The sequence below is a fragment of the Enterobacter sp. BNK-14 genome, from assembly GCF_047456095.1.
GTDB classification, from domain to species: domain Bacteria; phylum Pseudomonadota; class Gammaproteobacteria; order Enterobacterales; family Enterobacteriaceae; genus Enterobacter; species Enterobacter kobei.
Map to the genome: position 1 here is coordinate 4,283,499 of NZ_CP179897.1, position 25,803 is coordinate 4,309,301.

General features: G+C 54.6%; 27 protein-coding genes. 18 read left to right on the forward strand and 9 right to left on the reverse strand.

What is annotated here, in order from left to right:
* The first annotated feature begins 1 nt into the window (after position 1).
* Complete coding sequence (gene gsiC / locus ACMGGM_RS20300; RefSeq protein ID WP_023332486.1) at positions 2-922, forward strand: glutathione ABC transporter permease GsiC; 921 nt, start codon at positions 2-4, stop codon at positions 920-922.
* A 1-nt stretch (position 923) separates the two neighbouring features.
* The gene (gsiD, locus tag ACMGGM_RS20305) at positions 924-1,835 is read left to right on the forward strand and encodes a glutathione ABC transporter permease GsiD (protein WP_014883135.1); all 912 of its coding nucleotides are present in this window, start codon (positions 924-926) and stop codon (positions 1,833-1,835) included.
* A gap of 63 nt (positions 1,836-1,898) precedes the next feature.
* On the opposite strand, the gene rimO is transcribed toward gsiD, so the two are convergent.
* Positions 1,899-3,224, reverse strand: coding sequence for a 30S ribosomal protein S12 methylthiotransferase RimO (gene rimO, locus ACMGGM_RS20310; protein WP_414149067.1), 1,326 nt, complete (start codon positions 3,222-3,224; stop codon positions 1,899-1,901).
* 411 nt (positions 3,225-3,635) lie between these two features.
* Between rimO and ACMGGM_RS20315 the strand changes: the two genes are divergently transcribed.
* The 7 genes from ACMGGM_RS20315 to ACMGGM_RS20345 all read left to right on the forward strand — a co-directional run bounded on the left by ACMGGM_RS20315 (position 3,636) and on the right by ACMGGM_RS20345 (position 9,394).
* Positions 3,636-5,315, forward strand: a complete 1,680-nt coding sequence (locus ACMGGM_RS20315) for an S-type pyocin domain-containing protein (RefSeq protein WP_045134210.1) — start codon at positions 3,636-3,638, stop codon at positions 5,313-5,315.
* The gene (locus tag ACMGGM_RS20320; protein WP_023332490.1) at positions 5,315-5,782 is read left to right on the forward strand and encodes a DUF6392 family protein; all 468 of its coding nucleotides are present in this window, start codon (positions 5,315-5,317) and stop codon (positions 5,780-5,782) included. Before ACMGGM_RS20315 ends, ACMGGM_RS20320 begins: the two co-directional genes overlap by 1 nt.
* Positions 5,783-5,989: 207 nt before the next feature.
* Complete coding sequence (locus ACMGGM_RS20325; protein WP_052687573.1) at positions 5,990-6,889, forward strand: colicin E3/pyocin S6 family cytotoxin; 900 nt, start codon at positions 5,990-5,992, stop codon at positions 6,887-6,889.
* Positions 6,886-7,143, forward strand: coding sequence for a hypothetical protein (locus ACMGGM_RS20330; protein WP_127312437.1), 258 nt, complete (start codon positions 6,886-6,888; stop codon positions 7,141-7,143). The genes ACMGGM_RS20325 and ACMGGM_RS20330 overlap by 4 nt, the downstream gene beginning before the upstream one ends.
* A gap of 116 nt (positions 7,144-7,259) precedes the next feature.
* Complete coding sequence (locus tag ACMGGM_RS20335; RefSeq protein ID WP_396294919.1) at positions 7,260-7,349, forward strand: bacteriocin immunity protein; 90 nt, start codon at positions 7,260-7,262, stop codon at positions 7,347-7,349.
* Positions 7,350-7,785: 436 nt separating this feature from the next.
* A complete protein-coding gene (bssR, locus tag ACMGGM_RS20340) occupies positions 7,786-8,169 on the forward strand; it encodes a biofilm formation regulator BssR (RefSeq protein ID WP_023332493.1) in 384 nt (127 codons plus the stop codon).
* Between the two features lie 106 nt (positions 8,170-8,275).
* Positions 8,276-9,394, forward strand: coding sequence for a PQQ-dependent sugar dehydrogenase (locus tag ACMGGM_RS20345; RefSeq protein WP_045134209.1), 1,119 nt, complete (start codon positions 8,276-8,278; stop codon positions 9,392-9,394).
* Here ACMGGM_RS20345 and ACMGGM_RS20350 read toward each other — a convergent pair whose 3' ends face one another.
* The gene (locus tag ACMGGM_RS20350; protein ID WP_023338183.1) at positions 9,395-10,021 is read right to left on the reverse strand and encodes a glutathione S-transferase family protein; all 627 of its coding nucleotides are present in this window, start codon (positions 10,019-10,021) and stop codon (positions 9,395-9,397) included.
* A 242-nt stretch (positions 10,022-10,263) separates the two neighbouring features.
* Between ACMGGM_RS20350 and dacC the strand changes: the two genes are divergently transcribed.
* A complete protein-coding gene (gene dacC, locus ACMGGM_RS20355; RefSeq protein ID WP_414149068.1) occupies positions 10,264-11,469 on the forward strand; it encodes a serine-type D-Ala-D-Ala carboxypeptidase in 1,206 nt (401 codons plus the stop codon).
* 67 nt (positions 11,470-11,536) lie between these two features.
* Here dacC and deoR read toward each other — a convergent pair whose 3' ends face one another.
* From deoR to ACMGGM_RS20370, 3 genes are all read right to left on the reverse strand, one after another.
* Entirely contained in the window at positions 11,537-12,295 is a 759-nt protein-coding gene (gene deoR, locus ACMGGM_RS20360) for a DNA-binding transcriptional repressor DeoR (protein ID WP_014883141.1), read from the reverse strand.
* A gap of 66 nt (positions 12,296-12,361) precedes the next feature.
* A complete protein-coding gene (gene ybjG / locus ACMGGM_RS20365) occupies positions 12,362-12,970 on the reverse strand; it encodes an undecaprenyl-diphosphate phosphatase (protein WP_023338185.1) in 609 nt (202 codons plus the stop codon).
* Between the two features lie 7 nt (positions 12,971-12,977).
* Positions 12,978-13,706 carry a phosphatase PAP2 family protein gene (locus tag ACMGGM_RS20370; RefSeq protein WP_023332498.1) on the reverse strand — a complete coding sequence of 243 codons (729 nt, stop codon included), beginning with the start codon at positions 13,704-13,706 and terminating at the stop codon, positions 12,978-12,980.
* Positions 13,707-13,874: 168 nt separating this feature from the next.
* Between ACMGGM_RS20370 and ACMGGM_RS20375 the strand changes: the two genes are divergently transcribed.
* Entirely contained in the window at positions 13,875-15,107 is a 1,233-nt protein-coding gene (locus ACMGGM_RS20375; protein ID WP_248180554.1) for an MFS transporter, read from the forward strand.
* 60 nt (positions 15,108-15,167) lie between these two features.
* On the opposite strand, the gene ACMGGM_RS20380 is transcribed toward ACMGGM_RS20375, so the two are convergent.
* Together ACMGGM_RS20380 and ACMGGM_RS20385 are read right to left on the reverse strand one after the other, a co-directional pair.
* Positions 15,168-15,980 (reverse strand): Cof-type HAD-IIB family hydrolase, encoded by an 813-nt coding sequence (locus ACMGGM_RS20380; protein WP_045134207.1) that lies wholly within the window; start codon positions 15,978-15,980, stop codon positions 15,168-15,170.
* A complete protein-coding gene (locus ACMGGM_RS20385) occupies positions 15,970-17,184 on the reverse strand; it encodes an MFS transporter (RefSeq protein ID WP_014883146.1) in 1,215 nt (404 codons plus the stop codon). Before ACMGGM_RS20385 ends, ACMGGM_RS20380 begins: the two co-directional genes overlap by 11 nt.
* An 81-nt stretch (positions 17,185-17,265) precedes the next feature.
* Between ACMGGM_RS20385 and ACMGGM_RS20390 the strand changes: the two genes are divergently transcribed.
* Positions 17,266-17,817 carry a TetR/AcrR family transcriptional regulator gene (locus ACMGGM_RS20390; protein ID WP_023332500.1) on the forward strand — a complete coding sequence of 184 codons (552 nt, stop codon included), beginning with the start codon at positions 17,266-17,268 and terminating at the stop codon, positions 17,815-17,817.
* A 250-nt stretch (positions 17,818-18,067) separates the two neighbouring features.
* Here the strand turns inward: ACMGGM_RS20390 and ACMGGM_RS20395 are convergent, their stop codons facing one another.
* Entirely contained in the window at positions 18,068-19,753 is a 1,686-nt protein-coding gene (locus ACMGGM_RS20395) for an aspartate:alanine antiporter (protein ID WP_014169303.1), read from the reverse strand.
* A 279-nt stretch (positions 19,754-20,032) separates the two neighbouring features.
* Here ACMGGM_RS20395 and ACMGGM_RS20400 point away from each other — a divergent pair, with 279 nt between their 5' ends.
* Positions 20,033-20,401, forward strand: coding sequence for an inner membrane protein YbjM (locus ACMGGM_RS20400; protein ID WP_014883148.1), 369 nt, complete (start codon positions 20,033-20,035; stop codon positions 20,399-20,401).
* Positions 20,402-20,431: 30 nt separating this feature from the next.
* On the opposite strand, the gene ACMGGM_RS20405 is transcribed toward ACMGGM_RS20400, so the two are convergent.
* Positions 20,432-20,701 carry a GrxA family glutaredoxin gene (locus ACMGGM_RS20405; RefSeq protein ID WP_014883149.1) on the reverse strand — a complete coding sequence of 90 codons (270 nt, stop codon included), beginning with the start codon at positions 20,699-20,701 and terminating at the stop codon, positions 20,432-20,434.
* A gap of 183 nt (positions 20,702-20,884) precedes the next feature.
* Between ACMGGM_RS20405 and nfsA the strand changes: the two genes are divergently transcribed.
* The 5 genes from nfsA (at position 20,885) to potG (ending at position 25,797) form a co-directional block, all read left to right on the forward strand.
* Positions 20,885-21,607: a nitroreductase NfsA gene (gene nfsA / locus ACMGGM_RS20410; RefSeq protein ID WP_014883150.1), complete on the forward strand. Its 723-nt coding sequence runs from the start codon at positions 20,885-20,887 to the stop codon at positions 21,605-21,607.
* Between the two features lie 51 nt (positions 21,608-21,658).
* Positions 21,659-22,561, forward strand: a complete 903-nt coding sequence (gene rimK / locus ACMGGM_RS20415; protein ID WP_032628797.1) for a 30S ribosomal protein S6--L-glutamate ligase — start codon at positions 21,659-21,661, stop codon at positions 22,559-22,561.
* 63 nt (positions 22,562-22,624) lie between these two features.
* On the forward strand, positions 22,625-23,101 hold the full coding sequence (locus tag ACMGGM_RS20420) for a YbjN domain-containing protein (RefSeq protein ID WP_003858385.1): 477 nt from the start codon (positions 22,625-22,627) through the stop codon (positions 23,099-23,101).
* A 351-nt stretch (positions 23,102-23,452) separates the two neighbouring features.
* Positions 23,453-24,565 (forward strand): spermidine/putrescine ABC transporter substrate-binding protein PotF, encoded by a 1,113-nt coding sequence (potF, locus tag ACMGGM_RS20425; protein ID WP_014883152.1) that lies wholly within the window; start codon positions 23,453-23,455, stop codon positions 24,563-24,565.
* 98 nt (positions 24,566-24,663) lie between these two features.
* On the forward strand, positions 24,664-25,797 hold the full coding sequence (gene potG, locus ACMGGM_RS20430) for a putrescine ABC transporter ATP-binding subunit PotG (protein WP_023336982.1): 1,134 nt from the start codon (positions 24,664-24,666) through the stop codon (positions 25,795-25,797).
* Positions 25,798-25,803: the final 6 nt, after the last annotated feature.

A 25,803-nucleotide genomic window follows, 5' to 3' on the forward strand; every position in this document is an offset into this window, starting at 1 on the left:
CATGCTGAATTATGTTTGTAAACGCTTGCTTGGGCTTATCCCGACGCTGCTGATTGTGGCGATACTGGTATTTTTGTTTGTGCATATGCTGCCGGGCGATCCGGCGCGGCTGGTTGCCGGGCCGGAAGCAGATGCCGCCGTCATTGAGCTGGTGCGCAAGCAGCTGGGCCTCGATCAGCCCCTGTATATGCAGTTTCTTCATTACATTTGCAACGTTCTGCAGGGCGATTTTGGCATCTCGATGGTGTCGCGTCGTCCGGTAGCGGAGGAAATCGCCAGCCGCTTTATGCCCACGTTCTGGCTAACGATTGCCAGTATGAGCTGGGCAGTGGTGTTTGGGCTGGGCGCCGGGATTGTTGCGGCGGTCTGGCGCAACCGCTGGCCGGATAAGCTCGGTATGGCGCTGGCGGTCACCGGTATCTCTTTTCCGGCGTTCGCGCTGGGGATGCTGCTGATGCAAATCTTCTCCGTTGAGCTGGGCTGGCTGCCGACCGTTGGGGCCGATACCTGTAAGCATTACATTCTGCCCTCTATGACGCTGGGGGCTGCCGTCTCGGCGGTAATGGCCCGCTTTACCCGCGCCTCCTTCGTTGACGTGCTGAGTGAAGATTATATTCGCACCGCGCGGGCGAAAGGGGTCAGCGAGAAGTGGGTCATTCTTAAGCACGGATTTCGTAATGCGATGATCCCGGTGGTGACGATGATGGGGCTGCAGTTTGGCTTTCTGCTGGGCGGCTCTATCGTCGTGGAAAAGGTTTTCAACTGGCCGGGGCTGGGGCGTCTGCTGGTCGATTCGGTCGAGATGCGCGACTACCCGGTAATTCAGGCGGAAGTCCTGCTTTTCTCCCTGGAGTTTATTCTTATCAACTTAGTGGTGGATGTGCTCTACGCCGCCATTAACCCGGCCATCAGGTATAAGTAAAATGCGATTGTTGAACTGGCGACGTCAGGCCGTTTTAAACGCTATGCCGGGGCTGAAACCGGAGCATATCCGCACGCCGTGGTCGGAATTCTGGCGGCGTTTTCGCCGTCAGCCGGTCGCCATGACGGCGGGGCTGTTTGTGCTGCTGCTGATTGCGGTGGCGATCGTTGCACCCTGGGTGGCGCCGTTTGATGCGGAAAACTATTTTGACTACGACCGCCTGAACGATGGGCCGTCCATGCTCCACTGGTTCGGCGTGGATTCCCTTGGACGCGATATCTTCAGCCGCGTGCTGGTGGGGGCACAAATCTCGCTTGCCGCCGGGGTGTTTGCGGTACTGATCGGCGCGGCAATCGGTACCGTGCTGGGTCTCGTCGCCGGATATTACGAAGGCTGGTGGGACCGCATCATCATGCGAATCTGCGACGTGCTGTTTGCCTTCCCGGGTATTCTGCTGGCCATTGCCGTGGTGGCCATTATGGGCAGCGGCATGGCGAACGTGATTATTGCCGTTGCGGTATTTTCGATTCCCGCCTTTGCCCGCCTTGTGCGCGGCAACACGCTGGTGCTGAAACAGCAGACGTTTATCGAGTCCGCCCGCAGCATGGGGGCCAGCGATGCCACCATTCTGTTCAGCCATATTCTGCCGGGAACGGTGTCGTCTATTGTGGTCTATTTCACCATGCGCATCGGCGTGTCGATTATTTCTGCGGCCAGCCTGTCGTTTCTGGGGTTAGGCGCACAGCCACCGACGCCGGAGTGGGGCGCGATGCTGAACGAGGCGAGGGCAGATATGGTGATTGCCCCGCACGTGGCGATCTTCCCGAGTCTGGCGATTTTCCTGACCGTGCTGGCGTTTAACCTGCTGGGGGACGGGCTGCGCGACGCGCTGGATCCGAGGATTAAGGGGTAGGGCAGTGGAATGTGCCGGGTGGCGGCTACGCCTTACCCGGCCTGGAAATGAGGTGCAGTACGATTAAACCCGGCTACCCCACAGGTCATATTCGTCCGCGTTTTCAACCTTCACGCGAATAATATCACCCGGCTTAACGCGAGTTTCGCCGTTCAGGTACACCGCGCCGTCGATTTCAGGGGCATCCGCCATGCTGCGGCCAATTGCGCCTTCTTCGTCCACTTCGTCAATGATAACCATGATCTCTCGGCCCACTTTCTCCTGCAGACGTTCAGCAGAGATCTGCTGTTGCAGCTGCATAAAGCGGTTCCAGCGCTCTTCTTTCACCTCTTCCGGCACCTGATCCGCCAGTTCGTTGGCGGTTGCGCCTTCAACCGGGCTGTACTTGAAGCAGCCTACGCGGTCCAGACGCGCTTCTTTCAGGAAATCGAGCAGCATCTGGAAATCTTCTTCGGTTTCACCTGGGAAGCCGACGATGAAGGTTGAGCGCAGGGTCAGATCCGGGCAGATTTCGCGCCACTGTTTAATGCGTGCCAGCTGACGGTCAACGGAGCCAGGACGCTTCATCAGCTTCAGGATACGCGGACTGGCGTGCTGCAGCGGGATGTCGAGATACGGCAGGATTTTGCCTTCCGCCATCAGCGGAATGACGTCGTCAACGTGCGGATATGGGTAGACGTAATGCAGACGCGTCCAGATCCCCAGCTTCGCGAGCTGCTCGCACAGGCCCACCATGCTGGTTTTCACCGGCTCGCCGTTGTGGAAACCGGAACGGTGCTTCACGTCTACGCCGTAAGCAGAGGTATCCTGGGAAATCACCAGCAGTTCTTTCACGCCAGCATCGGCCAGACGTTTAGCTTCCGCCAGCACGTCGCCAATCGGACGGCTCACCAGATCGCCACGCATGGACGGGATGATGCAGAAGGTGCAGCGATGGTTGCAGCCTTCGGAAATTTTCAGGTAAGCGTAGTGACGCGGCGTCAGCTTCACGCCCTGTTCCGGCACCAGGCTCAGGAACGGATTGTGCTTTGGTTTTGGCACGTAGTGATGAACATGTTCCAGCACCTGCTCGTAACTGTGCGGGCCGGTGATCTCCAGTACCTTCGGATGCACTTCACGGATCTGGTCATCTTTCGCGCCCAGACAGCCGGTCACAATGACTTTGCCGTTTTCCGTCAGGGCTTCACCGATGGCTTCTAGGGACTCCTGAACCGCGCTGTCGATAAACCCGCAGGTGTTCACAATCACCATATCGGCGTTGTCGTAGCTTGGCACCACGTCATAGCCTTCGGTACGAAGTTCGGTAAGGATGCGTTCGGAATCCACCAGGTTTTTCGGGCAGCCGAGGGAGACGAAGCCGATTTTCGGCGGGTGCGTAACATTGCTCATAGGTTAAAAATTGTTCGATTTTTGGAATGGTCAGGCAGGGATTCTACAGAGGTTGGGGGGAAATTTGTACTGAAGAATTGCGGTTAGCGCGGCTTTTTGGTCCTAACCGATTTTTCTGGTTATTACTGTTACAAATCAACCGAGTGGATTCAGGTCAGAATGTACGTGTAGTTGAGCCGGATTACTATTGGCTACTGGAGCGAGGCAGCATGTTCCTACTTGTGTATAGGGTACTTGAACGTTCTTAATAACTGTCTGTATTTGCAATAAGGCCGCGAAAGCGACCTTTTTTTGCTGGTTGCCCGGAATGCGTTCCCTTGCAAGGCGTGGAGATCTTGCATCCTGATTGATTTAAGTTAAGTCACTTTTTGGATATTATGCTTTCTATATCAGTATGATTCATGAGGGATTATGACCAGAGCACTGGTAAGGCTTGGAGACAAGACTACGAGCGGCGGGGAGGTGATTTCAGCTTCATCGACGATTATCGAAGAAAGAAATATTGCCCTGAATGGCGATATGGCATGGTGCCCACTAGAAACCTGCAACGGGCCATTTCAGATCAATGGGACCGCGTACCACTTTGCGGAAGACAAAGCCTGTGTAGCCACTGGCGATCGGGTACTTTGTAACTGTAAAAACAATCAGGTGCTGGGTAGCACAACACTTTGGGTGGAAGACAGCCCCGGCGACCATTTCGAAGAGCACCGTAAACGGGCTGCGGAATGGCCCATTACCAAAATGGCAGCTGCGGCAGCAGCAATTACCGCTATCCCTGTATTTGCTAAATCAGTACTTCGCGGTACTGGCAATACTGATGCAAGAATAGCGGAAGAACCACAAGCCAACATTGGCGAAATGAGTTTCTATCAGTCCAGACCATCGCAGCCAGCCCCCGAGCCAGAACAGCACGCACAGGCCGCAAAGAAGAAAACTCCACCGCCGCCAGAGCCACCGAAGAAAAAATCACTGTTTGATAAAGTGACAGGTTTCTTTTTTGGTGAAGCGGAAGCAATGCCACTTCCCCCGCCTCCGGTTGTTATGGGCGGTTCAGCACAAGCAGGAATGGCAGCAGCAGCGGGAGGGGCTACAGCAAAAGCGAATCAGGACGCAGCGAAAGCCCTTACGCATACGATGAAACACCTTTCCGGCCCTGAAGTCTGGAGCGGTTCGCTTGCGATGAATTTGCCGTTTGTTGTTATGGGGGCGATCGTCCAGTCAAAACTCAAGGGTGAAAAGAGCGATCTGCTAACGCCTGAAAAGTTATTGGAAGTCGCACACAGAAAGGGAACCGTACTAACACGTGTACGCTACAACTGGATCACTGACGATGAAACCGGGCGATTAAAAGCCGTTGGCTATCATACCAGTACTGAAAGTGGGCGTGATCAGGTTCGTGTCCGGATGCTCGAAAAGCAGATGGATGGTAGCTATGAATTTTGGGGTGACGAGCGAATCGATAAGCCTCTGATCACATGGACACCAGCGAGTACGCCGGGATCGCAAGATAGCTGGAATACTGGGAACAACAGCCCGCAAGCGGGTACTGTAACGATTCCGGGGCTTGAACATCCCGAAATTCAGGGCGTAACTATCACCACAACACCAGTACCGGAAGAGAAGGATTTTCGGGATTACATTCTGGTGTTTCCGGGGAACATACACCCGCCGATCTACATCTACCTCAGCAAGCCCCCAGTTGAACTACTGGAAGTTGAATTGTACAAGGATTTCACAGGGCGTTCTCGACAAGGCAAGTATGAGGCTGATCATATGCCGTCAAGAGCCGCAGTTGAACAATTCTTAATGGATGAGTATCCTGGACTTGATCAAAAACTGATCAGGAAAATGGCAGATCGGGTAGCTGCAATTGTTGTGCCAAAAGAAGTTCACCAGAAAATCAGTCAAACTTACGGTGGACGTAACAAACCAGAGCAAATTGCAAGGGATGCGAAGAATTTGAGGAGTGCCTTGGATCGGAATTTTGATGCAATAAAACCGGCCCTTAAAGATTATGGGGCTACTGAAGAACAAGTTGAATCCGCCAGAGCTAAAATGCACAAGCTGAATACAGAGCAAGGATTGTACTAATGACAGTAAATGTTACAGCATTGATCCGTAGTTTAGGTAAATCTTATAAAGATTTGGTTGATTCTGGATTGATAACCTATAAAAGCGATCCCAAAGGAGCATCAGGTTCACCAACAATTAGCCTTGATATGGCGAAAGAGGGCGTGTTTTTAGCGTTCAAACGTGATGGTCGTTTACTTAAAGAAATTACATTAAGCATACAACATGATACTTTGAGTGATTGGACATTCCCTAACGAGTTACCAACGCCTCTTAAGAAAAGCATGTCTCGCAATTGGATTCATGAAAACTTTGGTGAACCAGAAAACAGCATTCCGCCGAGAGTAATCATGAAGCAGGAAATCGGCAGGATTGAGCGATTCACTGTTGAAGATTTCCACATCCCAATCACAATGCAAATCCGCTATGACATGGCAGATATGGTTGTTGCTGTTACTTTCTTGCCAACCTCGGAACTTCGTTGGTGATCTACCGTACGCGGCCTTATGTAGGCCGCTTTTTCGTCCTCGCTAAAAGTACTCACCTTAAGATCACAAAATAATCAAATCCTAGGCATCCCGATTTTTGACAAAAAATTAAAGGGATCGTTTACTGAGATAAAAGTACAGTCAGTTTTTTTCTGCACGATTTGAAATCTCGTTCGTATAATCAGATTCAACCCTGCCCCCGCAGGGATGGCAACAGCAAGGGCCGCGACTACAGCAGGGATCGCCAATGATGCAGCAATTGAGGCCGGATACGCAGCAGTGCAGAAAATTGGAGGAAATCTTTCGACGGCTGGTCGCTGGATAGCCCCGAGTCCTCCAACCGTTTTTCTGTTTGGCATGTTCTACTCGCCAAAGCTCAACAGTGGCGAACAGGACAACATTAATAAAATGCGCCTTGAGCAGGCCGCACGGAATAAAGAAGATGTTCCGACCCGTGTTCGCTTTCGCTGGGAGGCTGACCAGTTCGGCATTATGAGGCCGAAAGGCTTCCATGTCAGCGCCGGAGGCGGACAGGACCGAGTGCCAGTGCGCATGCTTCAGAAGAACACCACCACCGGGAACTATGAGTTCTGGGAGGATGGCGCAGATAAGCCGATAGTCGTTTGGACTCCTGACTATCCGGGATATTCTTCCCCGACCAATACCGGCAGCCAGGACAACGTCTATATTCCTCCGAATGTACTGGTTTACCCGGAAAGTGAAATCAACAGCCTGTGGTCAACAGTTACCCCAGCACCGGGAGAACGTTCATTCCGGGATTATATTCTGGTGCATCCAGCAGGGACCTTCGATCCGATTTATGTCTATCTGAATGCGGATCACAAATACCACACTGCACCAAAAGGGACCCCTCCATTACCAGCATTCCCTGATGCGAAAAGAGCACCACGTAAGACAGCTATTCAAGGTGGCGGACAACTTCGGGCAAGATGGAAAGATGCCAAAGGTAAAATTTATGAATGGGATTCTCAACATGGCACAGTCGAAGTTTATGACCGTTCGGGCCGCAACCATTTAGGAGAGTTCAATCACATAACAGGTGAGCAAACCAAGCCAGCAGATCCAACCAGAAAGGTAGAAAAGTGATGGTAATCTATTCTGTGGAAGTCTTTGATAAACAAAGCGAAGAATTGGTTTTAGAGGTTGAGATCCCTAAGAGCAAACTGAAAGGAGTTGCTGCTATTATGGGGTGGGGGTCGGATGACGAAGAGGCATTTGTCAAAGGCATCGCAGGGTTCAATGTTAGCCAAACACAGGCATTGGATTTAGAAAATTTACTCGGCGAAAAATTCTATTCTAAAGACGTTATCGTGCAAATCGCTGGCGGAGAAATATCTTGAAGCGGTCATTTCGTGGCTACACAGAAAGTGAATTCTTGGAGTTTGTTCGTTCAGTCTAAAATGTTGCGGATACTTCAAAATGTGAAGATATCAAAAACATACTGGAGTTTAAGCGCCTGACCCAACATCCTGACGGCTCTGACATCATTTTTTATCCCCGAGATGACCGCGAAGATAGTCCTAAAGGAGTTGTTCAAGAGGTCTAAGGATGACGCAAAGCCAATGTTAAACCGGGCTTTCTTGAGAAATGAGCCTTTGACACTAAGCATTAAATGTTGATTAAAAGCGCCGGGTTTTTATCACGGCGTTTTTGCGTCAGGGTCAGAACTACCGGGGTTTAGAGCCAAGGCAGCAACGTATTATTTTCGCCCTTTAGGCAGCCGAGGGAGACGAAGCCGATTTCGGCGGATGCGTAACATTGCTCATAGGTTAAAAATTCATCAATTATGGAGTTATCAGGGCGGGATTTTACAGCGTATCGCGTGGGATTTATACACTCTTTGCAAGCGGGATGTACCGGGCAGAGGTTGTAACATTGTAAATAATGTTAATCAGTTAAGAATAATTGATCTCAGGCATTAAACTGTACAAAAAATGAACTTATTCTGACTGTGCAACATGGCTTACAGAGGAGGAAATAGCATGTCCGTTGACAGACTGAAACGCGATCTGCTTAACAAGCTGATCAACGCCCGAATCGACCTGGCCGCTTATCTGCAGCTCAGGAAGGCCAAAGGCTATATGTCAGTCAGCGAAAGCGAACATCTGCGTGATAATCTGTTTGAACTTTGCAATTTCATGCGTGAAAAAGCACCGATCCTGAGGGCGGAATACGATGAATGCGAGTTAATGGCGCTGCGTCGTGCCGCTGAGGTGCTCTCCATTGCTGGGGTATGTTTGATGAACGGACGCCACGACTGCCCGAATTTTATCGCTGTGAACGCGGAGAAGCTTGAAAACTGCCTGACAACGCTCTCTCTATGCATCATGTGTCTGTCCGAGCACGAGAAGCTTGAGCAACACTGAGCCCGGGGGAGGCAACTCCCCCTTCTGATTAAGCTTTTGTAAAAGTGGTAACGCGCCCGGAGGTACTGGCTAATCTTTATGCCATATGCCGAAAAAGGAGCGCGTCATGCCACGGTCCTCGTTGATTTTCCTTCCTGCGTTGTGCTTTTCCTTTTCACTTCTTGCGGCGCCAGAGGCGGTGAAGGTCGAGGTGCTGCAAAACCGACTCGATCACCCCTGGTCGATGGCTTTCCTGCCGGACAATAAAGGGCTTCTGGTCACCCTCAAGGGCGGGCAGCTCAAACACTGGCAGGCCGGAAAAGGGCTTTCCGATCCCATTGTCGGCGTTCCGAAGGTCTGGGCGAACGGTCAGGGAGGATTGCTGGACGTGGTGCTGGCGCCGGATTTTGCAACATCGCGCCGCGTCTGGCTGAGTTACGCCGAAGCAGGGCATGACGGCAAAGCCGGAACGACGGTGGGTTATGGCCGCTTAAGCGACGATCTTTCCCGCATCGAGGCATTCCAGGTCGTGTTCCGCCAGATGCCGAAACTCTCGACCGGTAACCATTTTGGCGGACGGCTGGTGTTTGACGGCAAAGGCTACCTCTTTATCGGACTCGGCGAGAACAACCAGCGCCCGACGGCGCAGGACCTGGACAAACTGCAGGGGAAAGTGGTGCGCCTGACCGAGGACGGTAAAGTCCCTGCGGATAACCCCTTTGTGAACACCGCCGGCGCACGGCCGGAAATCTGGTCTTATGGCATTCGCAACCCGCAGGGAATGGCGATGAATCCGTGGAGCGACACGCTCTGGCTGAACGAACATGGCCCGCGCGGCGGGGATGAAATCAATATCCCGGAGAAAGGCAAAAATTACGGCTGGCCGCTGGCGACACACGGCATTAATTACAGTGGCCTGAAAATCCCCGAAGCCAAAGGTGAACACGTCGAGGGAACCGAGAAGCCGCTGTTTGTCTGGAAAGTCTCGCCCGCGGTCAGCGGCATGGCGTTCTACAACAGCGACGTTTTCCCGCAGTGGAAAAACAAACTGTTTATTGGGGCGCTGAAGGAGAAAGACGTTATCGTCCTGAGCGTGGACGGAAACAAGGTCACGGAGGACGGGCGCATCCTGGGCGATCGGGATCAACGTATTCGCGATGTGCGGGTGGGGCCGGACGGGTATCTGTATGTGCTCACCGATGAAACGGACGGGCAACTGCTAAAAGTCAGCCCGTCCGGTGCGTAATCAGGTGACCGGGGTCATCACGACGTTACGGTACGCCGGACGCTCGCTCAGTTGCTTGAGCCAGCGTTCAAGGTGAGGGCGCGGCGTCCAGTTCAGCCCCATATTGGTCAGGTTCCAGACAAACGGCGCCACGGCAATATCCCCCACGCCGAACGTCTCGCCGGAGAACCAGGCGTGCTTCGCCAGTTCGTCATCCATCATGGCAAACAGGTTTTCACAGGCATCCTGAGCGGCATGAATAGCGGGATAGTCGCGCTCGGCCTCGGGGGTTCTCACCAGCCCCATCAGGATCACCCGGTGAACAGGAGAGAATGTCTGGTTTGCCCAGTCCATCCACTTTTCACCCTGGGCGCGCTGCGCCGGGTTTTCAACCCACAGACGGCCAAGGCCGTACTGGGCGGCGAGGTAGCGCACAATGGTGTTAGATTCCCAAAGCGTCGCGTCTGTTTCGTCATCGCGCAGCAGCGGCACCAGGCCGTTCGGGTTCATCGCCAGATAGTCGGCCTCTCTGTTTACCCCGAATGCCATGCCAGCCATGATTTGATTAAACGGTAAATCCAGCTCTTCCAGCGTCCAGAGCACTTTCTTCACGTTGGTCGAATTGTTCCTGCCCCACAGCGTAATCATATTTACTCCTGATGAGTTGTGAATCCGGGTCACCTTTTTCGCCATGGTGAGATAAACCTAACAATTACGCAACAGAAGACAAAAAAATCGCCTGAATCAAAGCGTAAATGAATGTTATTGCATAAACTTTAATAACTTTACCCTCGCTGGGTTTCTTTCACCGTTTTAGTGCGCTATTACTCATCGCTTCTTGCGACACGGTGATGTGACGTAATTTTTGAATGGACACTCGGGTGGCATTTATGACGCGAAAAATGACTTCTCTGCGCAGCCTGGCGGCAGGCTCTGCGCTCCTTTTCCTGTTTGCACCAACTCTCTACGCAGCAGAACAGGCTGCGCCCGAAGCGCCACCGGTGGATGCGCGCGCCTGGATCCTGATGGACTATGCCAGCGGGAAAGTGCTGGCGGAAGGCAATGCCGATGAGAAACTCGATCCGGCCAGCCTGACCAAAATCATGACCAGCTATGTGGTCGGCCAGGCCTTGAAAGCCGGTAAGATCAAGCTGGACGATATGGTCACCATCGGAAAGGACGCCTGGGCGACCGGCAACCCCGCGCTGCGCGGGTCATCGGTGATGTTCCTGAAGCCAGGGGATCAGGTGTCCGTTTCCGATCTGAACAAAGGGGTAATTATTCAGTCGGGAAATGATGCGTGTATCGCGCTGGCCGATTATGTGGCCGGCAGTCAGGATTCTTTCATTGGTTTGATGAATGGCTATGCGCGGAAACTCGGCTTAACCAACACGACATTCAAAACGGTTCACGGCCTGGATGCGCCTGGACAGTTCAGTACCGCGCGCGACATGGCGCTGTTGGGGAAAGCGCTGATCCACGACGTACCGGATGAATACGCGATCCACAAAGAGAAAGAGTTTACCTTTAACAAAATTCGCCAGCCGAACCGTAACCGTCTCCTGTGGAGCAGCAACGTTAACGTGGACGGCATGAAGACCGGCACCACGGCGGGCGCGGGCTATAACCTGGTGGCCTCTGCGACGCAGGGCGACATGCGTTTGATCTCGGTTGTGCTGGGCACCAAAACCGACCGCATCCGGTTTAACGAATCAGAAAAACTGCTGACCTGGGGCTTCCGTTTCTATGAAACAGTGACGCCGATTAAACCGGATGCCACGTTCGTCAGCCAGCGCGTCTGGTTTGGGGACAAGAGTGAAGTGAATCTCGGGGCGGGAGAAGCCGGTTCCGTGACCATTCCACGCGGTCAGCTGAAAAACCTGAAGGCCAGCTTTACCCTGACCGACCCGCAGCTCACCGCGCCGTTGAAAAAAGGCCAGGTGGTCGGGACGATTGATTTCCAGTTAAACGGGAAGTCAATTGAACAGCGTCCGCTGATCGTGATGGAAGCGGTAGAAGAGGGTGGCTTCTTCAGCCGGATGTGGGATTTCGTATTGATGAAATTCCACAGCTGGTTTGGCAGCTGGTTCAGCTAATCCATCATACTTTTCTCCCTCTCCCTGTGGGAGAGGGGCGGGGTGAGGGCATCAGGCCGCACCCCTCTCAATACATCAACTTCACCTGCTGCGCCTTCGCATGGGCCACAATTTCCTCATCCGGGCGGCAATCGCTGACGATGGCGTCAAACTGCGCCAGCTCGCCCATTCTTGCCGACCGCACCTTACCAAACTTACTGTGATCGACCACCAGCACATGGTATTGCGCGGCGCTTAATGCCCAGTGCTTTACCGGCAGCTCCTCCAGGTTAAAGCAGGTCGCCCCCTGACGCACATTCACGCCCGCGGCGGAATAGAACGCGATGTCCGGACATAAGTTGCTGAGCGTGTCCTGCAGGTTGAGCGGCTTAAAGATAGCGTTGCTGGCGTGAAACTCACCGCCGCAGAGGATCACCCGGCACTCGGGTTTCTCCTGCAGCGCCAGAAAGGTGTTCAGGGAGTAACACACGGCGGTAAAGGGAATACTGCTGTCGATGGCTTCGATAATCCACGGCGTGGTGGTGCCGCAGTCAAAAAACAGCGTCTGGTGCGGCTGTACCAGCGTGGCGGCCAGGCGCGCGGCTTTGCGTTTCTCTTCTACCAGACGCGTTTTCTGATCGCTTATCAGATAATGGCTGGCGCTACGCGGCTCAAGCACAATGTACCCGCCCAGCAGTACCACGGGAGCGCTGTCGCTGTTCAGATCACGACGAATGGTCATCTCTGAGACGCCGAGGAGGTTGGCGGCTTCCTTAAGATGCAGCTTATCACTACGCTTCAGCGCCTGAAGCAGCTGAGCTATGCGGTCATCGCGTCGTGTTTCCATAGTTCCTCGGAATAAAAAAATGAGCCCCCGCAGGGCGGGGGCTCAGTGTAACCTGTCCGGTTGGGGTTAGTCACGTATCCAGCCTTTGCGGATCGGGAGGGCAAAAATGGCGCGATAAAGGGAAGAGAGCCCCCGGTAGAGCGCTTCACCGAAGAGATTCCACAGGATTGCCGCGCTCACGCAGCCAATCAGTCCTACCAGGAAACCGCCGACCATATCCAGCGGCCAGTGGACGCCAAGATACACGCGGGACCAGGCGATCGCCGCGGCTGCCACCATCAGCACCGCACCAGACCACAGGCGATGCCAGAACAGGAAAGCCAGTGCGAAGGTGAAGATAACCGTACCGTGATCGCTCGGGAAGGAGTCATCCGGCGCGTGGTGCAGGAAGGTATAGCCAACGTGATCGACAAAAGGACGATCGTGCGGGAACGCATGGCCGAGAATATAGCTGACCAGTACGCTGACCCCGAGCGCCATCGCGACTTTGATCACCAGCTGGCGCTGTGCCTTCACCTGGCTGCGAGGGCCCCAGAGCCAGAGGATAGCGGCCAGCACAGGCACGATACTAATCAGATCTTTAGCCAGGAAGGTGGCGAAATCAATCATCCACTCTGGCGAGGCCGGTGTGGCGTTGATCAGATAAAACAGCTGATAATTCAGATTCTCTAGCATAGCGTTATCACTCTTTTGCAAACCGGGTGGAAACCAGCCCGTAGACGGCCACCTGGGAAAACCAAACCCACCACCCGGCCCACAGGTTGTGAGAGAAAAAATGTGCCCCGCGCATCACCTGACCGAAGCCCATCGCCAGACCCAGCAGCACGCCGAGGGCAACAAAGCTCCAGGCGAGACGTGGACGCTCGCGCCAGAAGGCAAAAAACAGCCCCATCACCATAAAACCGCTAGAGGCATGGCCGCCGGGGAAACAGCGCCCCGGACCGCTGTCTGTCGGGACGGCGCTAAACAGGGGGTAAGACATCGCCTTCCCGCCATACTCCACCAGATCCCACGGGCAGCTGTGGTGGCTAATGCTTTTCAGTACGCCCACTACCAGCGCGCCAAGCCCCATCAGCAGCGCCGCCGTAACCAGCCTGGCGTTACGTTTGTAAGCGCCGTAAAGCAGCGCCACGGCACCTAAGGCGATGGCGATGTACTTCGCCAGACGATGGTTGAGCAAATCCAGCAGGTGGTCTTTCTGCAGCGGGAAGCTCTGCGTCGCCGCGTCATACCAAAAACCGGTGATCCATCTGTCGAGCGCTTCATCGCGCGAAAGCCACGTAAACACCACGGCAAGGACTAACAGCACGAAAAGCTGATAACCATAAAAGCGGGAGGGTAAGCGGTAAAGTCGTTTTGTCTTATTTGTCTGTAAGTTAGACAATTCTGAACGGCTGGAAGTGAGTGCCATAATTTGGGATCGTTGACGAGTAATCGGGCTATCATAAATCTGTCAACTTAAGGAAACCTTAAACGAAGACGATATGTGCTTTATTTCTGTTTATCCTCGATAAATCACTATCTCGGGCTGCGGCATTTCATTACACTCGTCGCGATTTTGTCATTTTAAAGAGATTGCATGTTAAACCGTTCTTCTTCTGGTTCACGTCTGGGTCGTCAGGCGTTGCTTTTCCCCCTGTGTCTGGTGCTCTACGAATTCTCCACCTATATCGGCAACGATATGATCCAGCCCGGCATGCTGGCCGTTGTGGAGCAGTACAACGCGGGAATTGAATGGGTGCCGACCTCCATGACCGCCTATCTGGCTGGCGGCATGTTTTTACAGTGGCTGTTAGGGCCGCTGTCGGATCGTATTGGCCGCCGTCCGGTGATGCTGACCGGCGTGGTGTGGTTTATCGTCACCTGTCTCGCTACGCTGCTGGCGCAAAACATTGAGCAATTTACCCTGCTGCGTTTCCTGCAGGGGGTGAGCCTGTGCTTTATCGGTGCCGTGGGGTATGCCGCCATTCAGGAGTCGTTTGAAGAGGCGGTGTGTATCAAAATTACCGCGCTCATGGCAAACGTGGCGCTGATTGCCCCTTTACTCGGGCCGCTGGTGGGCGCCGCGTGGGTACATGTTGCGCCCTGGGAAGGGATGTTTATCCTCTTTGCGTTTCTCGCCGCTATCGCGTTCTTTGGCCTGCACCGCGCAATGCCGGAAACGGCGACCCGTCTGGGTGAAAAACTCTCGCTCAAGGAGCTGGGCCGGGATTACAAAGAAGTGCTGAAGAATGGCCGCTTTCTGGCGGGGGCGCTGGCGACCGGGTTCGTGAGCCTGCCGCTGCTGGCGTGGATTGCGCAGTCTCCGGTCATTATCATCAGCGGTGAAAAGCTCAGCAGCTACGAGTACGGTCTGCTGCAGGTGCCGATTTTTGGCGCGCTGATTATCGGTAACCTGGTGCTGGCACGTCTGACGTCACGCCGCACCGTGCGTTCACTGATTATTATGGGTGGCTGGCCGATTGCAGCAGGGCTGATTCTGGCCGCTGTGGCGACCGTTGCGTCATCCCACGCTTATCTGTGGATGACGGCGGGGCTCAGCCTTTATGCTTTCGGGATTGGCGTGGCGAACGCCGGGCTGGTGCGCCTGACGCTGTTTGCCAGCGAGATGAGTAAAGGCACGGTGTCCGCGGCGATGGGTATGCTGCAGATGCTGATTTTTACCGTCGGTATCGAGGTGAGCAAGCACGCTTACGCGATGGGTGGCAACGGTCTGTTCAGTCTGTTTAACCTCGCCAACGGCGTGCTGTGGGTTGGCCTGATGGTGGTGTTCCTGAAGGACAAACGCGTCGGCAACGCCCTGCAACCGTAATCTGTTTATTCCCTCTCCCTGTGGGAGAGGGTTAGGCTGAGGGCACCAGACCGCACGGTATCAGTTAAACGGTGCCTCTCCGTTCAACACCTTCTCAATCACATCCAGCACACCTTCCTCGTTATTATGCGGCGCTTCAAACCGCGCCACCGCTTTAATATGCGGTCTGGCATTCGCCATCGCGAAGCTGAACCCGGACTGACGCAACATCTCCACATCGTTGCCGCTGTCACCGAAGGCCACCACTTCACTGTCCTCTATGCCCCAGCGCTGTTGCAGGATCCGCAGGCCGTTGGCTTTGTGCACGCCGGGGATAATCAGGTCGATACTGCCGTGGCCGGTTGTCACGGGCACCATAATGTCGTTAAGCTTTTCATGCAGCATCGCCTGGATGCGCGGAATTTCATGGTCTGACACGTTCAGCCCAAACTTGAAGAAAATGTCGTTCAGGTTGTCGAAATCACTCACCATTTCGAGCCGGTGATAGTACTTCGCGGCGATATCCTTAAAGCTATCGTCATAGCATTTCAGCGTATAGGCGCTGTTTTTTCCGCAGGCGATAATCTCAATGCCCGGAACGTCGTTTAATACATTTGCGACGGTCTCGAAATGGGCTTTCGACAATTCACCGTTAAAGACATCCTCTCCGGCGCTCACGACCCAGCCGCCGTTCTCAGCGACGAACGCAATTTCATGCGCAATCTCCGGGAAAAAGGAGATCAGCTGGTAGTACTGGTTGCCGCTGGCGACCACGAAGCGAATGCCTTGCGCCTTCATGCGGGCGTACTGCGCCAGAAAGCGCGGGCGGTTATAGGTCTTGGCATCGCTCAGGAATGTGCCATCCATGTCGACGGCGATCAGTTTAACGCTCATATCCCTTCTCCAGTGTCGTTTGTTTCGTTTCCGGCTTTGCCACCGCGCGCGCCACCAGCGCGGCGATGATCACCAACCCTAACACCACCAGCATGGCGCTGCGCAGCCCGTAGTGTTCACCCAGGAAGCCGAGCAGCGGCGGCCCCACCAGGAAGGCGAGGTAGCCCGTTGTCGCCACCACGCTGACGCGCGTCGGGGCATCCGGCCCGGTGTCGCTGGCGGCGGAAATGGTCAGCGGGAAGCCGAGTGACGCCCCCAGTCCCCAGAGGATCACCGAGACGCCGGCAATCCAGTCCACGTCCACAAAGATAATCATCGCAATCCCCAGGCCGCCCAGCAGGGCGCTGGCGCGCACCACCGCCACGCGGCTGTAGCGGTCGATAAACCAGCCGCCGGTGAAGCGCCCGACGGTCATCCCCAGCGTAAACCCGGCGTAAATCAGCGAGCCGGAGGTCGGGCTAAAGCCGTGACCGTCCACCATCAGCAGCGGCAGCCAGTCGTTGGCGGAGCCTTCTGCAAACGCCATCGCCAGTACCACCACGCCGATCAGCATCAGCTGGAAATCGCGGTAGAAGGGGAGTCCTTTTTCGGCTGACGAGCGTTCGTCAGCAGAGTTTTTACCGGTGCCGTCCGGGATGGCCCGGATGCCGGTGAGGATCGGAATGATGCACACCAGCGCCGCCAGCAGGATATGCAGATTGGCGGTCACACCCGTGGCCGTCAGCGCCATCCCTACGCCCGCACCGGCCAGCGTACCGAGGCTATAGAAGCCATGCATCATGGGCAGCACGGTTTTGTTCATCTCACGTTCGACCGCCGCGCCTTCAACGTTGATGGCTACCTCCGCAGAACCGAAGCTGCCGCCAAATACCGTCAGCCCCAGCGCGAACAACACCGGCGAGGCAAACCACAGCGCGATGCTCAATACCACCATCCCGAACACCGCGCAGCACATGGTGGTGCGGATCACAGCTCGCGTACCAAAGCGCTTCACCAGCCATGCGGAACAGAGAATGCCGCTCATGGAACCGATCGACAGGCCGAACAGCACGATGCCCATCTCAGCCGTAGAGACAGACAAAATATCGCGAATGGCGGGCGTGCGCGTGGCCCAGGAGGCCATCAGCAGACCGGGAATAAAGAAGAACATAAACAGCGCCCACATGCGGAGCTGCAGGGTTTTACGGGGAGAGGTCAGCGTCATTGGGGTAGCACCAGAAGTACAACAATAGCGACAACACTAGCAAGTTTGTGTACATTTGTACACAAACCACGTGAGGAATTTATGAGCAGACCACCGAACGATCCGCATCGCCGGGAGAAGATCCTGCAGGCAACACTCGATACCATTGCCGAGCACGGTATTCACGCCGTCACGCACCGTAAAATCGCCGCCTGCGCGGGCGTGCCGCTGGGGTCGATGACCTACTATTTCGACGGTATGGAGCCACTGCTGGAGGAAGCGTTCACATGGTTTACGCAACAGATGTCGCAGCAGTATCGGGATTTCTTTGCGGGCGTCACCGGGCCTGAAATGGCGTGCGAGTCCATCACCACTCTGATCCACAGTTCGCAGGTGACGACGCCGCACAACATGGCGCTGATGTACCAGCTTTACGCCTTTATGCACCGCAGCGCGGCGCTCAAAACGGTGATGCAGGACTGGATGAAGATGAGCCAGACTACGCTGGAGCAGTGGTTCGATCCGGTTACCACCCGCGCGCTGGATGCGTTTATCGAAGGGATGACGCTGCACTATGTGACCGACCGGGCGCCGTTAACCCGGGACGAGATTCGGGCGATGGTGGGGAGGATTGCGGGGGAGGGAAACACTTAGACATCGCTCGTTAAGCCTGACATTACGTATTCTCACGTTTAGAAAAGCTGGATAACGGGCTTTGGTTATTCTTTGTTGGGGTTTATTTAAGGCAACAAAAAACCCATCAACCTTGAACCAAAACGGCGGGGTTGATGGGCTCCACAAATTGGGGACATCAAAGAAAAGCAGTGGCACTAGTTATGACTGCCCCCTGATAAAAAAGTTCTGCGCGTAACAAAAATTTTTTCATTACGCGCAAACTTCAGAGTTATCCGAGTCCTGGCCAGATGATGATGATCAGCGTACCTGCCAGCGTCAGCAGTACGTTGGCGATAGCGTAGGTGCCTGCATAGCCCAGCGCCGGAATGTTGCTGCGCGCGGTGTCGCTGATAATTTCCATGGCCGGCGCACAGGTACGCGCCCCCATCATTGCTCCGAAGAGCAGGGCGCGGTTCATGCGCAGCACGTAGGCACCAAACAGGAAGCAGATCACCACCGGCACCAGGCTGACGATAAGGCCGGAAACCAGCATCTGCCAGCCGACGGCACCAAGGCTGTGTCCAATGCCGCTGCCGGCGCTTAAGCCGACACCCGCCATAAACACCATCAGACCGAACTCTTTCACCATGTTCAATGCGCCCTGCGGAATGTAACCGAACGTCGGATGGTTCGCTCGCAGGAAGCCCAGCATGATCCCGGCAAACAGCAGACCGGCGGCGTTACCGATGCCGAAACTGAAGTTGCTGAACTGGAAGGTGATCATCCCGATCATCAGGCCCACAATAAAGAAGGCGCAGAAAGCCAGCAGATCAGTGACCTGGCTGTGAATGGAGATAAAGCCGATGCGGTCGGCAACGGTTTTTACGCGTCGCGCGTCGCCGCTGACCTGCAAAACGTCGCCTTTGTTGAGCACGACGTTGTCGTCGATGGGCATCTCAATCTGGCTGCGGATTACGCGGTTAAGGAAGCAGCCGTGGTCGGTCAGCTTGAGCTGCGCCAGACGACGGCCAACGGCGTTATGGTTTTTCACCACGATCTCTTCGGTGACGATGCGCATGTCGAGCAGATCGCGGTCGAACACCTCTTTGCCGTTTCGGAAGCTTGGGTCGAGACGGGCGTGCGCGTCCGGGTAACCCACCAGCGCGATGTCGTCGCCCATCTGCAGCACCGCGTCACCGTCCGGGTTCGCCAGAATGCCGTTACGGCGGATACGTTCGATGTAGCACCCGGTCTGGCGGTAAATCCCCAGCTCGCGAAGATTTTTCCCGTCTGCCCATGCCACCAGCTCAGGTCCGACGCGGTAGGCGCGGATCACCGGGAGGTAGACTTTACGTTTGCTGTCGGTATCCAGCCCGCGCTCACGGGCGATTTGCTGGGCACTGGTCTGCAGATCCTGATGCTGCAGTTTTGGCAGATAGCGCGCGCCGACAATCAGGCTCACCAGACCAATCAGATAGGTCAGGGCATAGCCCAGGCTCAGGTGGTCGAGCGCGGTCGAAAGCTGTGCGCCAGCCATGCCCGAATGGCGCAGGGTATCGCCTGCACCCACCAGCACTGGCGTAGAGGTCATGGAGCCTGCCAGCATACCGGCCGTTAACCCGATATCCCAGCCAAACAGCTTACCCAGTCCTAAGGCGATCAGCAGTGCGCTGCCGACCATCACCAGCGCCAGCATCAGATAATTTTTGCCGTCGCGGAAGAAAATCGAAAAAAAGTTCGGTCCTGCTTCCACGCCAACACAAAAAATAAACAACATAAAACCTAAGTTGAGCGCGTCCGTGTTAATGCTGAAGTGCTGCTGGCCTAATAATAAGGAGACGACTAAAACGCCAATGGAATTACCAAGTTGAACCGATCCCAGGCGCAATTTACCCAGGCAAAGACCCAGCGCCAGTACCACAAATAATAACAGGATGTAATTCCCATTTAACAAGTCTGCGACGTTTATATTCACGGAGGCTAACTTCTTGTTTACCAGTAAGTTGTTGAATGAAAGGACTTTTTGGGCTACTGTTTTCTGGGTCAGGGAAAGGCGTTAACGCTCCCTGTTTCCTGCTTTATTCCCTAAAACATTAGCTGGCGTGTAGTTTAATCGCATTAGCTACTGACAGCTACTGATTATCGCATCACCCTGTGCGTACTTTGGCAAGGATTGCCGCATTGCTTTATCTGACTGGGCGTCTACCCGACGAAAGTGTATTTGATAGAGATAAGTCAGGAGGATTGTTTGAATATGAAACGAAACTGGGCGGGGGTGATCAGCTGCTTTTTGCTGTTCACGGTCGTATGCATGTCGCTTGCTTTTAACGTGAAAGGGGCATTCAGGGCGTCGGGTCATCCGGAGCTGGGGCTGCTCTTTTTTACGCTGCCGGGGGCTGCTGCCAGTTTTCTCTCCCGTAAAGGTGAAGTGGTGAAACCGTTACTGGGGGCGATACTTGCAGCGCCATTATGTCTGCTGCTAATGCGACTGCTGTATGTTTCAACGCGAAGTTTCTGGCAGGAGCTGGCGTGGTTGCTAAGTGCCATATTCTGGTGTGCCCTTGGCGCGCTCTGCTACTTATTTGTGCGCAGCCTGATTCAGCACCGACGGCACCACAAATAAAAACGCCCTCAGGGTGAGGGCGTCCTTTCATTACTGCTCGGCAAACAGGCCAAGATGTTCTTTGGCGTAGGCTTCAAAGTCGGTGCAACCGCCGATGTGTTTCTGATCGAGGAAGATCTGTGGGACGGTTTCAACCGGCTTACCGACTGTTTTTTCCAGATCGGCTTTGGTGATGCCTTCCGCGTGGATGTCCACATAGCGGAAATTGAAGTCATCGCGTTCTGCGGTCAGTTTCTCTGCCAGCTCTTTTGCGCGCACACAGTAAGGGCACCCTGGACGACCAAAAATTACTGCAAACATTTCTCTCTCCTCAAAAAACAAGCCTGACGGCGAATGACACGTATAGTGCCCCATAACCTGTCGTCATTAAAGAAGGTTTCGCCTGTCGTTATAATACCTATGAGCTATGTTTCGCCAATTACACCGTGCAGATCATTGCCTATACTGGCTGCCATACGTTTTAAGCAAGCAAAGAGAGAGAAGATGACACCCACGATTGACCTGCTCCTTTCCCATCGTTCCATTCGCCACTTCACCGATGAGCCGATCACCGAGGCGCAGCGTACCGCCATTATTAACAGCGCAAGGGCGACCTCCAGCTCCAGTTTCCTGCAGTGCAGCTCCATTATTCGCATTACCGACCCGGCGATGCGTGAACAGCTGGTGACGCTGACCGGCGGGCAGAAGCATGTGGCCCAGGCCGCCGAGTTCTGGGTATTTTGTGCCGACTTTAACCGCCATCTGCAGATTTGCCCTGAAGCGCAACTGGGGCTCGCCGAACAGCTGCTGCTGGGCGTCGTGGATACCGCGCTGATGGCGCAAAACGCCTTTACGGCGGCGGAATCGTTGGGACTAGGCGGGGTCTATATCGGCGGGTTGCGTAACAACATTGAAAGCGTCACCGAACTGCTGAAGCTGCCAAAACATGTACTGCCGCTGTTTGGCCTCTGCCTCGGCTGGCCGGCGGATAATCCGGACCTGAAACCGCGTATTCCTGCGGCAATGCTGGTGCACGAGAACCACTACCAGCCGGTCGATCGTGATGTCCTGAATCACTATGATGAAGAGCTGGCGAATTACTATCTGACGCGTGACAGCAATAACCGCCGCGATACCTGGAGCGACCACATTCGCCGCACCATCATTAAAGAAAATCGCCCGTTTATTCTCGATTATCTGCATAAACAGGGCTGGGCGACGCGATAGTCCATTCTGTATGATATGAAGGCTTTTTCCATGTCTTCAGAGAGGTGCAGGGTGAAAATTGCCATATTGTCCCGGGATGGAACGCTCTATTCATGTAAACGCCTGCGAGAAGCGGCGGCAAAACGCGGACATCAGGTTGAGATCCTTGACCCGATGTCCTGCTATATGAACATCGACCCCGCCGCTTCATCTATACACTACAAAGGCCGCAAGCTGCCGCATTTTGATGCGGTGATCCCGCGTATCGGCTCCCAGATCACCTATTACGGCACCGCCGCGCTGCGCCAGTTTGAGATGCTGGGCAGCTATCCGCTCAATGAATCCGTGGCCATTTCCCGCGCCCGCGACAAGTTGCGCTCGCTGCAGCTGCTCGCCCGTCAGGGGATCGATCTCCCCGTTACCGGAATAGCCCATTCGCCGGACGACACCAGCGATCTGATCGACATGGTGGGCGGCGCGCCTTTAGTGATCAAGCTGGTAGAAGGCACGCAGGGTATCGGCGTGGTGCTGGCGGAGACGCGGCAGGCTGCAGAAAGTGTGGTCGACGCCTTTCGGGGACTGAATGCGCACATTCTGGTGCAGGAGTATATCGAAGAGGCGAAAGGGCGTGATATTCGCTGTTTCGTGGTCGGAAATGAAGTGGTGGCGGCCATTGAGCGTCAGGCCAAAGAGGGCGATTTCCGCTCTAATCTTCACCGCGGCGGCATAGCGAGAGTCGCTGATATTAGCGATCGCGAGCGGGACATTGCCGTAAAAGCCGCGCAAACGTTGGGGCTGGACGTGGCGGGCGTTGACCTCCTGCGGGCGACGCGCGGGCCGCTGGTCATGGAGGTGAATGCCTCACCGGGGCTGGAAGGCGTGGAAAAAACCACGGGGGTCGATATTGCAGGTAAAATGATCACATGGATCGAGCGTCATGCCACGCCGGGCTACTGTCTGAAAACGGGCGGTTAAATGGCATTGAACGCACTTTTTGCGTAATCTATGCGAAGTTTTTATTAGAGAGGCTGCACCGCGATGGATTTACAGGTCGTACCAACACTGGATACGTTACGTCAATGGCTCGATGATGCCGGTATTACGTTCTTTGAATGTGATTCCTGCCAGGCGCTGCATCTGCCTCATATGCAAAATTTCGACGGTATTTTTGATGCCAAAATCGATCTGATTAACGACGTGATCCTTTTCTCCGCGCTGGCCGAAGTGAAGCCGTCTGCGCTACTGGCGCTGGCCTCCGACCTGTCGGCCATCAATGCCAGTTCTTTGACGGTGAAAGCATTTCTCGATATACAGGATGATAATCTGCCAAAACTGGTCGTTTGCCAGTCTTTATTCTCCGGGGCAGGGCTCTCCTTTAAGCAGTTCGCCTGGTTTATGCGCTTGAGTGAAGAGCAAATTTCCATGGTCATGATGGAAGCCAATGCACACCATCTGCTGTATAGCGCGGAAGATGATGCAGAGAATAATGATGCATCTCCCAATTTTCTTCACTAAGGCTGCCTGACTTTTGCGCAGTCGCTGCCATGGCGGCTGCATTAGGCCATTTTTTCTGCTGCTTTTAACCTTTCTTTAAAGAATTTTTCACCTCCCCAAAGGCCGTTTCGGCTTATCACGTAGACTAAACCTGCATAAAAAATTGATAAAAGGCGTTTTTTCGTCTGGGCTATAGCCGGAGACACGGGCTACAGTTATTCTTGCGATGCTTCAAAAAGCGAGCGGATCCTGCCGGGTAAAGAGGTTTCTTTTTATTTTGAGCAGAGCGACAAACTATGCATGATTTTTGCATATATCCAGATTGGACAGTTTTAGTTCGTTTGTTAACGAGCTTTCAGAAGGAATAACACTATGATCGCCTTGAATAAAAAATGGTTATCGGGTCTGGTTGCGGGTGCTCTGATGGCCGTCTCTGCCGGCACGCTCGCTGCGGAACAAAAAACGCTGCACGTTTATAACTGGTCTGACTATATTGCGCCGGATACCGTGGCCAATTTTGAGAAAGAGACCGGCATTAAAGTGGTCTACGACGTTTTCGATTCCAACGAAGTGCTGGAAGGAAAACTGATGGCAGGCAGCACCGGGTTTGACCTGGTCGTGCCTTCCGCGAGCTTCCTGGAGCGTCAGCTGACCGCGGGTGTCTTCCAGCCACTGGACAAGAGCAAATTACCGAACTGGAAAAACCTCGATCCAGAAGTCCTGAAGCTGGTGGCTAAGCATGACCCGGATAACAAATACGCCATGCCTTACCTGTGGGCGACCACCGGTATCGGCTACAACGTGGATAAAGTCAAAGCGGCGCTGGGCCCGGACGTCAAGCTGGACAGCTGGGACGTGGTGCTGAAGCCGGAAAACCTTGAGAAGCTGAAAAGCTGCGGCGTCTCTTTCCTGGACGCGCCAGAAGAGATTTTTGCCACCGTGCTGAACTACCTGGGCAAAGATCCGAACAGCAACAAGGCGGATGACTACACCGGTCCGGCGACCGATCTGCTGCTGAAGCTGCGTCCAAACATTCGCTATTTCCACTCTTCCCAGTACATCAATGACCTGGCGAACGGTGACATCTGCGTTGCGATTGGCTGGGCCGGGGATGTGTGGCAGGCGGCGAACCGCGCGAAAGAGGCGAAAAACGGCGTGAATGTGTCCTACTTCATCCCGAAAGAGGGGGCGCTGGCCTTCTTCGACGTCTTCGCGATGCCAGCTGATGCGAAAAACAAAGACGAAGCGTATCAGTTCCTTAACTACCTGATGCGTCCGGACGTGATCGCCCACATCAGCGACCACGTTTATTACGCCAACGGTAACAAGGCTTCCGTGCCGCTGGTGAGTGAAGCGATCCGCAGTAATCCGGCAATTTATCCGCCAGCGGACGTGTTCGCCAAGCTCTTCACCCTGAAAGTACAGGATCCAAAAATTGACCGCGTACGTACCCGTGCGTGGACCAAGGTGAAAAGCGGTAAGTAACCCTTTGTCACAGGCCGGGCAAGCGAAGCGCCCCCGGCAACAGGCGCACCGTTCTGGTGCGCCTGCACCATGATTTGATTTCTGCCGGAGAGCACCCCGTGAATGACGCGATCCCCCGCCCGCAGGCGAAAGTCCGTAAAGCGCTGACCCCGCTTCTTGAAATTCGTAACCTCACCAAATCTTTCGATGGCCAGCATGCCGTGGACGACGTCAGCCTGACTATCTATAAAGGTGAAATATTCGCGCTACTGGGCGCATCGGGCTGTGGCAAATCAACCCTGCTGCGTATGTTAGCCGGTTTTGAACAACCCACGGCCGGGCAAATCATGCTTGATGGCGTGGATCTCTCCAGCGTGCCGCCGTACCAGCGCCCGATTAACATGATGTTCCAGTCCTACGCACTGTTCCCGCACATGACGGTGGAGCAGAACATCGCCTTTGGCCTGAAGCAGGATAAATTGCCAAAAGCCGAAATCACCGCGCGCGTGGCCGAGATGCTGAGTCTGGTCCACATGCAGGAGTTCGCGAAGCGTAAACCGCACCAGCTTTCAGGCGGCCAGCGCCAGCGCGTGGCGCTCGCCAGAAGCCTGGCAAAACGCCCGAAACTGCTGCTGCTCGACGAGCCGATGGGGGCCCTGGATAAAAAACTGCGTGACCGTATGCAGCTGGAAGTGGTGGATATTCTTGAGCGCGTCGGCGTGACCTGCGTAATGGTGACCCACGACCAGGAAGAAGCCATGACCATGGCCGGACGTATTGCGATCATGAACCGCGGGAAGTTTGTGCAAATTGGCGAGCCGGAGGAGATTTATGAGCATCCGACCACCCGCTACAGCGCCGAGTTCATCGGTTCGGTCAACGTCTTCGAAGGGCTACTGAAAGAGCGTCAGGAGGATGGCCTGGTCATTGAATCGCCGGGTCTGCAGCATCCGCTCAAGGTCGATCCTGACAGCGCCGTGGTGGACAACGTGCCGGTCTACGTCGCGCTGCGTCCGGAGAAGATCATGCTCTGTGACGATCCGCCAGCCGATGGCTATAACTTCGCCGTGGGTGAAGTGGTGCACATTGCTTACCTGGGCGATTTGTCTATCTATCACGTGCGTCTGAAAAGCGGTCAGATGCTGAGCGCCCAGCTGCAAAACGAACATCGCTACCGCAAAGGTCAGCCGACCTGGGGCGACGAAGTGCGCCTGTGCTGGGATGCTGACAGTTGTGTCGTGCTGACGGTATAAGGAGCG